The 15,021-nt window shown below is 67.2% G+C and carries 11 protein-coding genes; 5 read left to right on the top strand and 6 right to left on the bottom strand.

What is annotated here, in order from left to right; translation table 11 throughout:
- Positions 1–11 precede the first annotated feature (11 nt).
- Together C8J40_RS07020 and C8J40_RS07015 are read right to left on the bottom strand one after the other, a co-directional pair.
- Complete coding sequence (locus tag C8J40_RS07020) at positions 12–878, bottom strand: exonuclease domain-containing protein (protein WP_132896396.1); 867 nt, start codon at positions 876–878, stop codon at positions 12–14.
- 83 nt (positions 879–961) lie between these two features.
- Positions 962–1,222, bottom strand: a complete 261-nt coding sequence (locus tag C8J40_RS07015) for a DksA/TraR family C4-type zinc finger protein (RefSeq protein WP_132734158.1) — start codon at positions 1,220–1,222, stop codon at positions 962–964.
- Positions 1,223–1,426: 204 nt separating this feature from the next.
- On the opposite strand from C8J40_RS07015, the gene C8J40_RS07010 reads away from it, so the two are divergent.
- The 3 genes from C8J40_RS07010 (at position 1,427) to C8J40_RS07000 (ending at position 5,422) form a co-directional block, all read left to right on the top strand.
- Complete coding sequence (locus C8J40_RS07010; RefSeq protein ID WP_243693281.1) at positions 1,427–2,179, top strand: methyltransferase domain-containing protein; 753 nt, start codon at positions 1,427–1,429, stop codon at positions 2,177–2,179.
- 76 nt (positions 2,180–2,255) lie between these two features.
- The gene (locus tag C8J40_RS07005; RefSeq protein ID WP_243693242.1) at positions 2,256–4,076 is read left to right on the top strand and encodes a DUF885 domain-containing protein; all 1,821 of its coding nucleotides are present in this window, start codon (positions 2,256–2,258) and stop codon (positions 4,074–4,076) included.
- A 107-nt stretch (positions 4,077–4,183) separates the two neighbouring features.
- Positions 4,184–5,422 (top strand): ROK family transcriptional regulator, encoded by a 1,239-nt coding sequence (locus C8J40_RS07000; RefSeq protein ID WP_132896394.1) that lies wholly within the window; start codon positions 4,184–4,186, stop codon positions 5,420–5,422.
- A 33-nt stretch (positions 5,423–5,455) separates the two neighbouring features.
- Here C8J40_RS07000 and C8J40_RS06995 read toward each other — a convergent pair whose 3' ends face one another.
- From C8J40_RS06995 to C8J40_RS06980, 4 genes are read right to left on the bottom strand one after another with little or no spacing between them, the layout of a single operon-like run.
- Entirely contained in the window at positions 5,456–6,949 is a 1,494-nt protein-coding gene (locus C8J40_RS06995; protein ID WP_243693241.1) for a carboxylesterase family protein, read from the bottom strand.
- A complete protein-coding gene (locus tag C8J40_RS06990; protein WP_132896393.1) occupies positions 6,946–7,695 on the bottom strand; it encodes an SGNH/GDSL hydrolase family protein in 750 nt (249 codons plus the stop codon). Before C8J40_RS06990 ends, C8J40_RS06995 begins: the two co-directional genes overlap by 4 nt.
- Complete coding sequence (locus C8J40_RS06985; protein WP_132896392.1) at positions 7,692–9,647, bottom strand: glycoside hydrolase family 97 protein; 1,956 nt, start codon at positions 9,645–9,647, stop codon at positions 7,692–7,694. The genes C8J40_RS06990 and C8J40_RS06985 overlap by 4 nt, the downstream gene beginning before the upstream one ends.
- Positions 9,644–13,057, bottom strand: coding sequence for a LamG-like jellyroll fold domain-containing protein (locus C8J40_RS06980; protein ID WP_243693240.1), 3,414 nt, complete (start codon positions 13,055–13,057; stop codon positions 9,644–9,646). The genes C8J40_RS06985 and C8J40_RS06980 overlap by 4 nt, the downstream gene beginning before the upstream one ends.
- A gap of 198 nt (positions 13,058–13,255) precedes the next feature.
- Between C8J40_RS06980 and C8J40_RS06975 the strand changes: the two genes are divergently transcribed.
- Both C8J40_RS06975 and C8J40_RS06970 read left to right on the top strand, forming a co-directional pair.
- Positions 13,256–14,020 (top strand): glucose 1-dehydrogenase, encoded by a 765-nt coding sequence (locus tag C8J40_RS06975; protein WP_132896391.1) that lies wholly within the window; start codon positions 13,256–13,258, stop codon positions 14,018–14,020.
- Between the two features lie 4 nt (positions 14,021–14,024).
- The gene (locus tag C8J40_RS06970) at positions 14,025–14,918 is read left to right on the top strand and encodes a glycosidase (RefSeq protein ID WP_132896390.1); all 894 of its coding nucleotides are present in this window, start codon (positions 14,025–14,027) and stop codon (positions 14,916–14,918) included.
- Positions 14,919–15,021 lie beyond the last annotated feature (103 nt).

Here is a 15,021-nt window from a genome sequence, read left to right as displayed (position 1 = left end):
ATAGGGGAGGATCAGGGGCGGCGGTTGGCGGCGATCGCTTTCAGCGCGTCGCTGGCGATGATCCGGATCGGGGCACCCTCGGCGCGGAGAGCCTGCGCCCTCGAATAGGCGACGCTCGACCGGGTCGCGCGGCCGAATGGTTCGCGGCCGGCTACTACAAGCAGCGTCGTCGAACTGCCGACCCCGGTCATTACGCGCGCGCCTAAGCCGGCGGCGATGTGCGCGAGCCGGCCGTCGCGGGGTTCGCCGAGGATCACGACGCGGTCGCCTTTCAGCGGTCCGTCTGCTGCCGCCGCGGGTGCGGGGCCGGCGACGCGCGGCGGAGCTAGCCAGTCGTCGAGCGACAGGCCGGTATGCTCGCTCGCCTTGACGATCACCCAGCCGGCGGCGCGCGCGTCGCTGAGCGCGTCGTGATGCTTGTGGGTGATCCCGAGATAGCGTGCGAGGAGCCCGAGGCGGTGGCTTTCGAGATCGGGCCAGGCGCGCTTGGCGACGCGGACGCTGTCGAGCCAGGTGGTCTCGATCATCGCGCGGTCATGGACGCGGCAGGCGGCGGCTAGCGCGCCCTTGTCGAAATAGGAATGTGCGACGGTGGTGCGGCCGGTCAGATGGCCGTGGACGATGGCGTGGACGTCGGCGAAGGTCGGTTGGCCGACGACGTGATGCTCGGCGATGCCGTGGATTCGTGTGTTGAAGACCTCGAATATGTCACGCGGGTCGACAAGCGTTTCGTACTCGAAGATCTCGCGGCCGTTCTTGAAACCGACGATGCCGATCTGGCAGATGCTGCTGACGCGCGAGCAGGCGGTCTCGACGTCGATCACGACGAAATCGGGGGCGTCGTTTTGTGGGGCAGTGCTGTGCGTCACGTCGCTCATGGGTCTGCCCTGACGATCAAGCTGGGCCAAGTAAAGATGGGCCGATCCTCGCCCGGCATCGGGGGGCGAAGACTTGCGTCACGTTATCGAAGCTGGCTGTCCTTGCTGCCGCGGCGGTTGAAGAGGGCGGAGGCGGGGCGATCGCGGCCGCTCTGGCAGGCGACACAGGTGCGTACGCCGGGGATCGCCAGCCGACGTCCTTCGGGGATGTCGTCGCCGCACTGCGCGCAATACGGCTCGCTCTCGCCGGTCGGCATGCGTGCACGCGCGGCGAGCACGGCGTCCATCACCGTGTCATCGATCTGATCCTGTACCGCGCCGTCGCGTGTCCAGCCGCCCGCCATTGCCTCGTCCTTTGTTCAACCTCTTCAAGAATATGAGTAATCCTGCTGTCCTTTTCCAGACGTCGGCGGGGCGGCGCTGTGGCTGTGGGCTTGTGGATCGGCCGCATTCGGGCCACGCTCGGGTCAGCTCATTCCGAAAGGTCGATGATGAACCGCTCTGTCCGTCTCATGCTTTGCGCCGCCCCAGCCTTGCTCGTTGCGAGCATGCCAACCGTGGCTAGTGCGCAACGGGTGCCTGCGCCGATCACAGCCGCGGTGGCTGCAACTACGCGGACGCCGGCCAATGTCGCGCGCGATCGCTATCGCCACCCGGCGCAGACGCTGGCGTTCTTCGGGGTGAAGCCGACCGATACGGTGGTCGAGATCTGGCCATCGGGCGGCTGGTATACCGAGATCCTCGCGCCGCTGACCGCGCGCGGCGGCGCCTATTACGCAGCAGGGCCGTGGGAGAAGGGTCTTAACGGCGTGCGTGCGATGCAGGCCAAGAATGCCGCGACCTATGGCAAGGTTCGGCTGGCGGCGTTCCCGGCCGAGGCGGGGAAGCCGGGCGTGCCCGATGGCAGCGCCGATGTCGTGCTGACGTTCCGCAACGTCCATAACTGGCGCTTCGGCGGCGTGGATCAGGCGCGCGCGATGTTCGCGGCGATGTTCAAGATGCTCAAGCCGGGCGGTACGCTGGGGGTCGTCGAACATCGCCTGCCCGAGACGCGCGATGTCGCTGCCGAGGAGAAGAGCGGCTATATGAAGCCGAGTTCGGTGATCGGTTTCGCAACCGCGGCCGGGTTCAAGCTGGCAGGCAAGTCCGAGGTCAACGCCAATCCGAAGGACAGCGCGGACTGGCCGGGCGGCGTGTGGACGCTGCCCCCGAGCTATGCGTTGAAGGACGTCGACCGCGCGAAATATGCGGCGATCGGCGAGAGCGACCGGATGACGCTGAAGTTCGTCAAACCGCGGTAAAGCGTTGCTTGCAGCGGTTGGATGCCCGGCCTAATCCTCGCTGATAGCCGCGTGTTTGCGGTGGGGGAATTTGCCGGTGTCGATCAAGCTGCTGCTCGCTGCGTTTCTTGCAACCACCGGCGCGAGTGCGGCGGTCGGGCAGGCATTGCCGCCACCGACCGCGCAGGCCGGCGACAGCGCGGAGGATACCAGGCTCAAGGCGCTGTTCTATGCGAGCGATGAGGCGAGCCTGAAGCGCAACCCGGTGTCGGCGATCTTCCGCGGCGACCTGCGCTATGCGGACCATCTCGGCGACTATCTGACCGACGCGTATACTGCGGCCGAGCGGACGGCGGCCGAAGCCGATCTCGCCGCGCTGGGCCGGATCGATCGCGCGAAGCTGTCGGCGGTCGACCAGATCGCGTATGACGTGTTCGAGACGAATACGCGGATTACGCTGCGCGGTTATGCGCCCGATCTGCTGAAGATCCAGCGCGACCTGCCGATGGATCATTTCTCGGGCTTCCAGACCTTTTATCCCGATTTCGCGTCGGGGCAGGGCGCCGCGCCGTTCAAGACGCTGGTCGATTACGAGAATAATTTGAAGCGTAATGCCGAGTACGCTGCGGTGCTCGATCGCGCGATCGGGCTGTTCCGCGAGGGGATGAAGGACGGCATCGTCCAGCCGCGGCTGGTGGTCGACAACATGATCGGCCAGTTCGACAATCTGATCAAGGAGGGTGTCGAGCGCTCAACCTTCGCGGGGCCGCTCAAGACGTTTCCGGCGAGCGTCGGCGCGGCGGATCAGGCGCGGTTGCGTAAGGCGTATGCGACGCAGATCCGCGACGTGATCCTGCCCGCCGAACAGCGGATGCGCGATTTCCTCGCCAACGAATACCGTGCCAAGGCACGTGACAGCGTGGGCCTGTCGGCGATCCCGGGCGGGGCGAAGCTGTATGCGTATCTGATCGAGCAGAACACGACGCTGCCGCTGTCGGCGGACGCGGTCCACTCGCTGGGGCTTTCCGAGGTCGCGCGGCTGCTGAAGGACATGGAGACGCAGAAGCGGGCGGTCGGCTTCAAGGGCACATTGCCGGAGTTCTTCACCTATCTGCGGACCGATCCGAAGTTCGCGCCTGCATCCGCCGAGAAGCTCCGCGAAGGCTATCAGGCGATCGAGACGCGGATCTATCAGCGGATCCCCGAGCAGTTTTCGCTGGTGCCCAAGACCAAGCTCGAGATCCGCGCAGTGCCGGCGTTCAAGGAGAAGACCGAGGCGGGTGGCTCGTACCAGGGCGGCACGCCCGACGGGACGCGGCCGGGCGTTTTCTATTACAACACGTATGATCTGCCGTCGCGCTACACCTGGGAGATGGAGACGCTGTTCCTGCACGAGGGCGTGCCGGGGCATCATTTCCAGATCAGCCTCGCGCAGGAGAACACCGCGCTGCCGGCGTTCATGCGGTTTGGCGGCAATACCGCCTATGTCGAGGGCTGGGCGCTGTATTCGGAGAGCCTGTGGAAGGAACTGGGCGTCGAGGCCGATCCGTATCAACGGATGGGCGGGCTGAACGACGAAATGCTGCGCGCGATGCGGCTGGTGGTCGATAGCGGCATCCATGCCAAGGGTTGGACGCGCGACCAGGCGATCGCCTACATGCTCGCCAACTCGCCGATGGCGCGCACCGACGCGACCGCCGAGGTCGAGCGCTACATCGCGATTCCGGGGCAGGCGCTGGCGTACAAGATCGGCCAGCTGACGATCGCGCGGACCAAGGCGAAGGCGAAGGCGGCACTGGGTGCGAAGTTCGATCCGCGCGGCTTCCATGCGCAGGTGCTCGATACCGGCGCGCTGCCTATGCCGGTGCTGGAGAAGAAGATCGATCGCTGGATTGCCGCGGGCAGCGCCACGCGCTGACGGCATTCCAGAAGAATACCAAAATGATTTTTTGAATGTTGACTTGGGTTCGGTGACGGGGGACGATCGACAATACCAAAATGGGATCTTTCAAGATCACCGGAGGGATGAGGTTGAATTTTTCGGATTTCGAGCCGGCGGTCCAAGGCGGGGTTACCGCGGACGAGCGTGCGGTGCGGCTTGGGCCGAGCCTGTCGGGCACCAACCTGGAACGCGCGGGCGATTATAACCAGCGCGTCGTGCTGCAGGTGATCCGGCGCAATCCGGACATCACCCGCAGCGAAATCGCGGCGATGACCAACCTGACCTCGCCGACGATCGCCAACATCACGGCCAGGCTGTTCGACGCCGAGCTGATCGTCGATGCCGGCCGCCGCACCGGTGCCCGGGGCCAGCCCGCGGTGCGGTTGCGGATCAATCCCGATGGCTGCTTCGCGATCGGCCTCAACATCGACCGCGATCATGTGACGTTGGTGTCGCTCGATCTGGCGGGCACGGTCCGGTCGCGGTTCACGCGGCAGATCGCGTTCGCGATGCCCGAAGACGTCGTCGCGATCGTGCGGACCGGTCTCGCCGAGATCGAGCAGAGCGGCGTGATCCGCGCCGACCGCGTGCTCGGCGTCGGTGTCGCGCTGCCCGACGACCTCGGTCGCGTCGTCCTGCCGCACCGGCCCGAGGGGTATGAGCGCTGGGGCGAGGTCGATCTCCAGGCGCTGCTCGCGGACGTGGTGCCGTGGTCGATCCATATCGACAACGACGCCGCCGCCGCGGCGATCGGCGAGGCGCAGTTCGGCAGCGGCCTCGATCACGCCAGCGTATTCTATATCCTGATCAGCGCCGGGCTCGGCGGCGGGATCGTGATCGACGGCACCTATTATCGCGGTGCCGATGCACGCAGCGGCGAAATCGGCTTCCTGCCGCTGGCGGGCGATCCATCGCGGGTCTTGCAGGACGTCGTATCGCTGTCGGCGTTGGCCGAGCGACTTGAAACCGCGGGGCTGTCGATCGCCGGGCTCGATCCGACGCAGATGTTCTCCGGGGCCCACGCGCCGCATCTCGAGACCTGGATCGAGGAGGCGTCGACCGCGCTGGTGCCCGCGCTGACCGCGATCAACTGCCTGATCAATCCGGCCGCGATCCTGCTTGGCGGACGCCTGCCCGATGCGATCCTCGATCGTCTGGCGGCCGAAACGTTGCGCAAGTTGACCGCCGCGGCGCCCAATATCCCGGCCTCCGCACCGATCCGCCGTGCGACGCTATCGCGCGATGCGCCGGCGGTCGGCGCGGCGATCCTGCCGTTCCTCGACCGGATGCTCCCCTCCGATGCGATCCTGATCAAGTCCTGATCAAGCCCTGAAAAAGTCCTGGCTCTGGGACCATCAGGGCGTGTCGCGTAACCCGCAGATCGCCCCGCGAAGATCGGTGCGGGCCACCGGCCCGGTCTGTTCGAAGGCAACATAGCCGCGTTTGCCGAGCGAATAGGCCGGCCAGTGCGGCAGTCCGGCGCCGTTGGGATCGCCGGTCTTCACGAAATTCGCCCAATAGGCGGAGAGTGGCGGCTCGCCCGGTTTGGCTGGGTTGAAGACGTAACCGAGCTCGCTTGCGTGGCTGACGGTGCCGCCCGGTGGCGCATAGTCGAACTGATATTGCCAGACCGGGACGCCGACGCGCGTGAGGGCTTTCGAGAGCGCGACGGTGGGGCAACGGAAGGTGAGGTCGTTGGCGAGCTGCACGGTAACGTCCCCGAGCCTCGGGTCGGTGACCGGGTTACCGCCCGGCTGGAGCCCGTAGAGCGCTGCTGCGCGATCGGCATTTGGTCCGAATTCACGGCGGATCGTCGCGGCCGCCGCGGGCAGGCCGCCGTGCAGCGTCAGTTCGCGTGCGTTTATGCCGGCGATCAGCGGTGCGCGCGAGACTTTGCCGGTGGCGAGCAGATGCGCGGGCGTATCGGTCAGGACGCGGCCATCGACCACCGCCTGCAACCAGATGAAGCTGTCGTCGTCGAGATTGGGGACGTCGACCGCGTCCTGCGCGGCGAGGATAGAGTCCACCGGTAGCGTGCGGAGCTGGGCCGCGGTCGCCGCCGCGGGTAGCCCGGCGGTCGTGGCGATCAGCGCGCCGAGACGCTCGTTCTGTGCAAGGCTCCGGGGCGCGACACCGAAGCCGGCCGTCCCGCTTTCCTGGATCGCCTGCGCGAACAGCGTGCGCGAGGCTGGGGCGAGGCGGTGCAGCGCGACGTCCTGCGCGCCGGCGGACTCACCGGCGATCGTGACGCGGCGTGGGTCGCCACCGAACCGCGCGATGTTGCGCTGGACCCAGCCGAGTGCGGCCTGCTGGTCCATCAATGCGTAGTTGCCCGAATGGCCGCCTTGTTCGCGGCTGAGCGCGGGGTGCGAGAGAAAGCCCAGCGCGCCGAGCCGGTACTGGACGCTGACCAGGACGATGCCGGCCTCGGTGATCTTCGACTCCACCGTGCCGCCGCCAGCGCCGGCGCGGTTGGCACCGCCGTGGATCCAGACGAGGACGGGGAGGGGCTTGGCAGCCGTATCGGCACCGGCCAGCTTCGGCGTGCGGACATCGAGGAACAGGCAGTCTTCGGCACTGGTCTGGGCCGCGGCGCGATTCCAGTCGCCATAGACCAGCTGCGCGCAGGCGGGGTGCTCGGCGATCGTGTCGACCGGCTTCGTCCAGGGCGCGGGGCGCTCGGGCGCACGCCAGCGCAGCGGGCCGACCGGCGGTTTGGCGAACCGGATGCCACGGAACACCGCGCCGCCACCGGTGAGCGCGGCGCCGCGGACCGGTCCATCGTCGGTACGGACCACCGGGCCAGCAGCAGTCGGAGCAGCGGCGGCGAGCGCTAGCGCGAGGATCACCGGGCGATCGCCTTCGGTGCAGGCTTGGCAAGCGCCGAGCGGATCGCGGCTTCGGCGACGGGGCCCATCACCGCGTACCCCGCCTTGTTCGGGTGGACGCCGTCATAGGTCAGGCTCGCGCGCAACGCCTTCCCGTCATGCAGCGCGGTCCAGTAATCGGCATAGGTCGAGTTGGTCTGCGCGGCGTAGGTCTTGAGCCACGCATTCATCGCCGCGATCTTGTCGGCGGTTTCGAGACCCGGACGCCACGGGAAGTTCGCGGCCGGCGGGATCGAGGCGAGGATGACGCGGATACCGTGCGCGCGCGCGAGTTCGGCCATCGTCATGATGTTCGCCTTCGACTGGTCGGGCGTCATCGGCCCCGTATTGCCAGCGATGTCGTTGGTGCCTGCCATGATCTGTACCACCGCCGGCTTCAGGTCGATCACGTCCTGGCGAAAGCGCAGCACCATCTGCGGCGTGGTCTGCCCGCCGATGCCGCGACCGAAGCGGTTATTGTCGGCAAAGAACGCCGGGACCATGTCGAACCAGCCTTGCGTGATCGAGTCGCCGATGAACACCACGCGGGGCTGTGCGCCCTTGGCGGGGACCGCCGCATTGGCCTGTTGATAGCGGCCGAGCCAGGCCCAGTCGGTGTGCAGCCGGTCTTCGGCTTCGCGCGCCGCCTTGGCCTTGGCGTCTTCGGTCTGCGCGACGGCGGGCGTGGCCATGGCAACCAGCGAGAAGGCAACGAGCAGGGACTTCATCGTTCGGTCTCCAGGATCACCGCGGCGCCACCCGACGCGGCCAGTTCGAGGGTCAGGCTGTCTGCTTTGGTTACGGTCGTCCGCCCGGTCACCAGGTCGGTCGGCGCGGTGCCATCGGTCCAGCGACGCGCGACATATCTGCCGGTGCCGAGGAAGCCGAGCGGGAGCGTCACGGTGCGCGCGGCATCGGTCATGGCGCCGATATACCAGCGCGTCCCCTTGCGTCGCGCGATCGCGACATAGTCGCCGATGTCACCCGCCAGGAAGCGCGTCTCGTCCCAGGTCGCCGGCACGTCGCGGAGGAAATCGAGCCCGGGCTGGCCGCGATACGCGTCGGGCGAGTCGGCGACGCTGGCGAGCGGGCTCTCATACACCACGTACATGGCGAGGCCGGCGGCACGCGTCGTCTGGACCTCGGGTGCGGTCGCGGTGATGCGGAACGTCGCGGGTGTGCGGTTGCGATACCCGCCCGGCGTATAGTCCATCGGCCCGGCGAGCATCCGCGTATAGGCGAGCGTGATATTGTGCCGCGCGGTGATCCGCCGCGTCCATTTATTGTATTCCGCGCCGAGCACACCCTCCTGGGTGATGAAGTTCGGCCAGGTCCGCGTCATGCCCCATGGATGCGTCGCGCCGTGCAGGTCGAGCAGCAGGTGACGCCTAGCGGTCGCCGCGGCGAGACGGTGGTAGAAGCCGATCATGACCTGGTCGTCGCGGTTCATGAAGTCGACCTTGATCCCCTTGAGGCCCCATGCCGCGACCTGGTCGAGGATCCGGTCCATATCCTGGTCGAGCAGCTTCCAGTGGATCCAGACGATCAGGCCGACACCGCGCTGACGTCCGTACGTGACGAGTCCGGGGAGGTCGATCGCCGCGATCGGCTTGGTCGGGTCGGCGCCGGGACGCAGCGTCGCGCCGTCGCCGCTGTTCGCATACCAGCCATCGTCGATCATCATGTACGGCAGCGCGGTCTGCGCGGCGAAATCGATGAAGCGCTTGATCGTGGCGTCGTTGGTGCCGGCGTTGGGCACGCCCGCGAGGACCGGGCCGGACCACCAGTCCCAGGCGGTCTTGCCGGGCTTCACCCACGAGAAGTCGCCGACCGGCGCAGGGTTGAGGCTGGTGAGCAATGTGTTCTCGATCAGCGCACCGGGGTTTGCGCCGACCATGACGACCCGCCACGGCGAGCGCAGACCGGCGCCGACCTCGGCTTTCACCGCGATATCGGGATCGTCGGGGCGGCGGGCGAGCTTGGCGGCGACGCCGAGCGCGCCGGTCTCGGTGCCGGTCAGGTACATTGCGGGCCAGTCGGTGACGTCCGCTTCCGCAAAGGCCAGCGCTGGGGCGCCATTCCCGGTCGCGCAGACCAGCGGCAGTTCGTAGAGGTTATGCGGACGGATCGCCGAAGCGCGGACCGGATCATATTCCCCCTCGTGGCTGGTGCCGAAGCTGCCGAGATTAAGACCGTGACAGGCATAATCGGCGGGGAAGGCGAACTGGCTCAGTTCGTTGGCGATCCGCACCGAGGTGAGGGTCGGCTGGCGCGGGAGGGCGTAGCGGAATGCGATCCCGCTGTCGTAGGCGCGCAGAACGATATCGAGCTTGCGGCCGGTCGCGAGCGGCTCGGCATAATGGACGACGATCTCGTTATAGCGTTCGTCGACGCGCGATACTTTCCCTGCGGGCAGCGTGTAGCGATCCGCGCCCGACCGACGATCGATGGTCGCGGCCTTCAGTCCGTTCGCGAGCTTGGCATAATGTTCGAACTCGAGCCCGAGCGTCGACGGGGACAGCAGCGTCTGCCCGGCGACATCGAGCCGATAGGTCGGCTGGTCCTGGTCGTTGGTGCCCAAAGTCACGGTGATGCGCCCGTCCGGCGATGCAAGCGACTGTGCTGAAGCCGTGGCCGAGACCGTCGACAGCAACGCTGCGGCGAGAATCTGACCCCTCATCGTGCCACCACGCGCGATGAGGCGACGTTCCAGCCGCGTAGGGTGACGCTGGGCGACGATGCCTTCGCGGTCGGGTAGCGGATCTCGATATCACGGGTCTCGCCGGGGAGCAGCGAGACGTAATTGTCGCTGAAATACGCCGGCAGGACCTGCGTGCCGTCGGCGTTCATCACCGTCAGCTTTGTTTCGATCGCGGGCGTCGCGCTGCCGTTGGTCAGCGTCACCGTCGCGACGGTCTCCGCGCCATCGACCCGGGTGGTCGCGGTGCTGCCGAGGGTCACCGCGGCCAGCGTGTTGAGCGCCTGGAACGCGGCATCGTCCTTCGCCTGCCAGTAGAAGTTGGTCGACAGCCGCTTGCCCGCAGCGTCGGTGGCTTCGAGCCGGACCAGCGCGACGCCCTGTTGCAGCAGCGGCGCGAGATCGAGCGTGAAGGCATCGGTGGTCGCCTCGCGCGGCGCGGCGATCTTCACGGTGCGATCGGCGAGCGTGCGGTTGTCGAGGCTGACGACCTTAGCGGTAACCGTCACGCCGCGCAGGTCGGCGAGCCGGTTGTTGACCAGTACCACCTTCCAGTCGGGCAGGTTCATCTGGACATGGACCGGCTCCGACGCCGTCTTGACGCCGTAGAACGACGCCTGCGTGTCGTAGTCCGACGAGAAGATCTGCCACGCCGAGGACGGCCAGGCGGGCTGCGTCATCCACAGCATCCGGCCGCTATGCTCTGTCCACAACCGCGCGTTCATCCCTTCGAAGATCGCGCGGTACGATTCATACTGCATCATCTGCGCCTTGCGCTCGAAATCGGCGAGGCTGGTGCCCGCGCCGAAACGCGTCCCGAGCACGTCCATGTACGTCTTCACCGCGCCGTTCCCGGTCTGATGCCAGTCGTGATAGGCCCAAGCGTCGCTGATCGGCCACTGGTCCGCCGCGGGGATCGCGCGCTGCCACGCCTCCAGCGTCGGCAGCGACGGCGTGCCGCTTTCGACCGAGAAGCCCTTGGCATGCTCGGTGAAATACTCGACCGGCGGGCGCCAGTTATACGGGCCCGAATTCTGCAGGTTCACGCGGTTGGACGAGCCCATATAGAGCCGCGTGCCGTCCTCCTTGTCGATCAGAGTCTCCAGCGCCTCGTTGAGGATCGGCTGCGGTACGCCCTCGTTGCGGCCGAACCAGGCGACGATCGACGGGTGGTTGCGATAGCGCTTCACGACGTCGGTCGCGTTGGTCATGAACAGCGCCGGATCCTGCGCCTCGAGATTGTAATCCTGCGTCGATTCCCAGAAATCGTTGAGGATCATCAGGCCGTATTCGTCGGCGAGGTCGTAGAAAGTGTCCTCCGTGTTCTGGCCGACCCAGTTGCGGATGATGTTGAGGTGCGCGTCCTTATGGAGGCGGAAGAACGGCTCGAGGCGCGCGCGGTCGACGCGCTTCATGAAGTCGTCCATGCCGATATTGCCGCCGCGCGCCGCGATCTTCACGCCGTTGACGCGGATCACGAGATAGGGGGACAGGCCGTCCTGGCCCTTGATCGGGGTGACCGCGGGCGATTTTTCCGCGCCGGGGACGAGGCTCGCCGCCCAGCCGTTCGATACCTTGCGGATGCCGGTGTGCGTGCCGTCGACGATCCGCTCGCCACGCTGCCGCGCCTTGGACAGGTCGATGCCGACGCGGTCGAGATCGCCGTCCTGGTCCATCAGCGAGATGTCGTAAGTCACCTGACGGATGCCGAAGCGGACATGCCTGGTGTCGCTGGTTGCGCCATCGACGGTCGCGGTGAGGGTCAGATCGTGCAGCGCCGGGTCGCCGTAGCCGTTGGGCCACCAGAGCTTGGGATTGCGCACCGACAGTTGCGGGAAGTCGGTGGGCTTCATCACCACGGTCGTCGTCTGGCCGGGGGCGAGCGTCACCGGCTTCTCGACCGAGACGCCGTCGAACGCGGCGCGGACGATCGCGGTCACCGCGCGGTCGGACGGGTTCGCGACGGGCACGCCGATCTCGATGTCCGCGACGCTGTTGTCGGGCTTGGGCAAGGTCGTGACGACTTGGGCATCACCGAGCGTCGCCGCGCCGCTCGTGGTCAGCGTCACGCCGCGCCACATGCCGGTGTTGCGGTCGCGGATGCTGGGGATCCAGTCCCAGCCTTCGGTCGCGACGAAGGTCGGGCCATCGAGCATCATCATCCCGCCATTCTCGCCGACGCCTGCGGTCAGCGATTCCTCGTGTGCGATGCCCGGATGCGGGGGTGGCGAGACCTTCACCGCGATCGCGTTGCGACCGGGGCGCAGCTTGCCGGTGACGTCGAACCGCCCGCGGACGAACGCGCCCTTCATCGTGCCGATCGGTGCACCGTTCAGCCAGATCTCGGCGCTGTAGTTGACGCCGTCGAAGGTGAGCACCTGACGCTTGCCCGTGGTTTCGGTCGGCGCGTCGAATTCGGTACGGTACCAGTAATCCTGCCGCGCGAGGTTCTCGGGGATCGTCATGTTGTTGAGGCCGTAGGCGGGGTCGGCATAGACGCCGCGGTCGACCAAGGTCGTCAGCACCGTGCCCGGCACCGTCGCGACATACCAGCGCGAGGCATCGAACCCCTCGCGGCTGAGCGTCGTGCCCGGTGCGGTCACCTTGGGTGCCTCGGCCAGTTTCCAGCCGGCGACGGTCCATTCGCCGGGACGGACCGCGACGATCGCGGGGCCGGTCGGCAACGGCTTGGCGACCGGCGCGGGGAAGGGGGCCTTCGAGGCAGGGCGCGTCCACGCATCCTGCTGAACAGTCTGGCCAAGCGACTGGCGGACCTGCACAGGCCAATCCGGACTGCCGTTCTGATAGAGCGTCAACGCGGGGTCGGGCGTCGTGCTCGCCTGCGTCCGGACCGCCGCGGCATCGAGCGCACCGGCCTGTAGCGCGAAGCCTGCGACGCGGCCTGCGAAGACCGGACCGGCCCCCCGCGGGGCGATCGTCGCGACCGGGGCAACCGGCGCGACCGTCAGGCGACGCTGCGCCACCTGTCGTCCATCGACAAACAGCCGCGCCTGCGTACCGTCGAAGGTGGCGGCGACGTGATGCCATGTGTCCGCCGTGATGCGCGCGCTGGCGGTCAGCACGCCCGCTTCGGTGACGAGGCTGGGGCGACCTTGATCGAGCGCGAGATAGCGGCGCGCGCCGGTCGTGGCGTCGCCAAATCCTGCAACCAGAGCGGTACCGTTCGGGATCGCTTTCGGTTCGAGCCAGGTCGACATCGTCCAACTCTGCGCATCGATCGCGACGGCACGATCGCCGCCGATCGCGGTCCTGACGCTATCGCCGCCAGCAGGCGCGACGACGTTGAAGGGGCCATAGGTCTGCGCCGTCGCCGCCGTGGCGCCGCACAAGGCCAGCATCGAAATCGTGCTTGTGAACAGACGGTTGCGCATTCTCACCCTCCCGGAAAGCGGGATCTTGGTCGCCCCGCCGAACTGCGCCGCATCAAGCACAGGCGTCGGAAAAAGCCAAATTGAATTGCAGATTGTCGGAGGGCGGCATCATGTCGTCGCCCTGACAGCAAATTCATTTGCACCGCGGCGCGGTTGAGCGCTTGCGACGGGGTGAGAAAACAGACGTCAGGAATAGCCATGTTCGAGCAACGGGTCGCGATCGTCACGGGTGGGGAATCGGGGATCGGCGCGGCCTGCGCCAAGGCGTTGGGCGATGCCGGTGCGCGCGTCGTGATCACCTATTTCAAGGATGTCGCGGCGGCGAACGCGGTCTGCGCATCGATCGGTAAGGGTCGCGCGATCGCAGTGCAGACCAATGTCGGCGACGAGGCGGCGGTCGAACAGCTCTTTGCCACCGCCGAAAAGGCGTTCGGCACGGTCGACTTGCTGGTGAATTCGGCGGGGCTCAACATGACCGGGGTCAATCTGGTCGATATGGAGTTGGCGCAATTCGACCGGGTGATCCGATCGGATCTGTACGGGCCGTTCCTGACCTGCCGGCGGATGGTGCGGGCGCTGGAGGCGAAGGCGGCGAAGGGGCGGATCGTCAACATCTCGTCGATCCACGAACGTGCGCCGCGGCCCGGCGGGGTCGATTACGATTCGGCCAAGGGCGGCCTGTCGCAGCTGACCGCGACGCTCGCGCTCGAACTCGCGCCGAAGGGGATCGCGGTCAACGGCGTCGCGCCGGGGATGATCCTGACGCCGATGAACCAGTCCGCGCTCGATCATCCGGAGGAACTGGCGGCGAAGGAAGCGGCGATCCCGTGGAAGCGTGCGGGGCGGCCCGACGAGGTCGCTGCGCTGGTCGTGTTCCTGCTGTCGCCGGCGGCGGATTATATCACCGGTACGACCGTGACGATCGACGGTGCGCTGTCGCTGACCGTCGCACAGGGGGCCTGATCCGATGCTGAGTTATGTCGTCGAGCAGCTCGACACCGTGACGATCTCGGCGGCGTCGCCGATCGACGGGATGGACCTGATGAGTCCGTTCGTCTGGAAGGAAGGCGAGCTGTACCGCGTGATGATCCGCGGCGTGCCGCATCCGCTTGGGGCGCATGATCCGACCGGGATCATCGCCGGCGGGGCGAGCCGGGACGGGCTGCATTTCCAGATGGATCCGGGGCTGGCGATCGTGCCGGGACCGGGGCCTGCCGATCTCGGCGGGTGCGAGGATCCGACCGTGCTCGTCACCGATCGTGAATATCTGGTCTATTATACCGGCGTCGATGCGGCGCGGGCGCAGGGCTCGATGATCCTCGCGGCGGGGCGCGAGCTCACCGCGCTGGCGAAGGAGGACCTGGTGCTCAAGGCGCCACCGGGCGAGGGGAACATCAAGGAGGCGACGCTGGCGCAGACGTCGGCGGGCGACTGGCGGCTATTCTACGAATATGCCGCGAACGAGGCGTCGCGGATCGGCATGGCCAGCGCACCGACCGCGAAGGGCCCGTGGACCGTCCTGCCCGACCCGTTCGGGATCCGCGAGGACAGCTGGGATAACTGGCATTTGTCGACCGGGCCGATCATCCAGGTCGGCGACCGGGACCCGGTGATGTTCTATAACGGCGCGACGCATGACGCGCGCTGGCGGATCGGCTGGATCAGTTTCGATCCGGCGTTCACGCGCGTGACCGGGCGCGGGATCGAGCCGATGCTGGTGCCGCCGCCCGCGCTCAGCCGCGAGGCGACCGATATCGCGTTCGCCGCGTCGACGGTGATCGAGGGCGACCGGATCGCGCTGTATTTCTCGCTGGAGGACCGGATGCTGCGGCGGGCGCTGATCGGGGTGTATTCGCGGTAGTGTCTTCATCCTCCCCCGCCAGGGGGAGGTGGCGACGTTTGGCGACGGAGGGGGCGGTAAGGGTTTACCGCTGTTCCGTGTCCACCCCCTCCGTCTCGCTACG

This window comes from Sphingomonas sp. PP-CC-3A-396, assembly GCF_004343105.1.
Taxonomy (GTDB): Bacteria; Pseudomonadota; Alphaproteobacteria; order Sphingomonadales; family Sphingomonadaceae; genus Sphingomonas.
The sequence above is the reverse complement of the archived record's forward strand: the minus strand, read 5'-3'. Positions and strand labels throughout refer to the sequence as shown.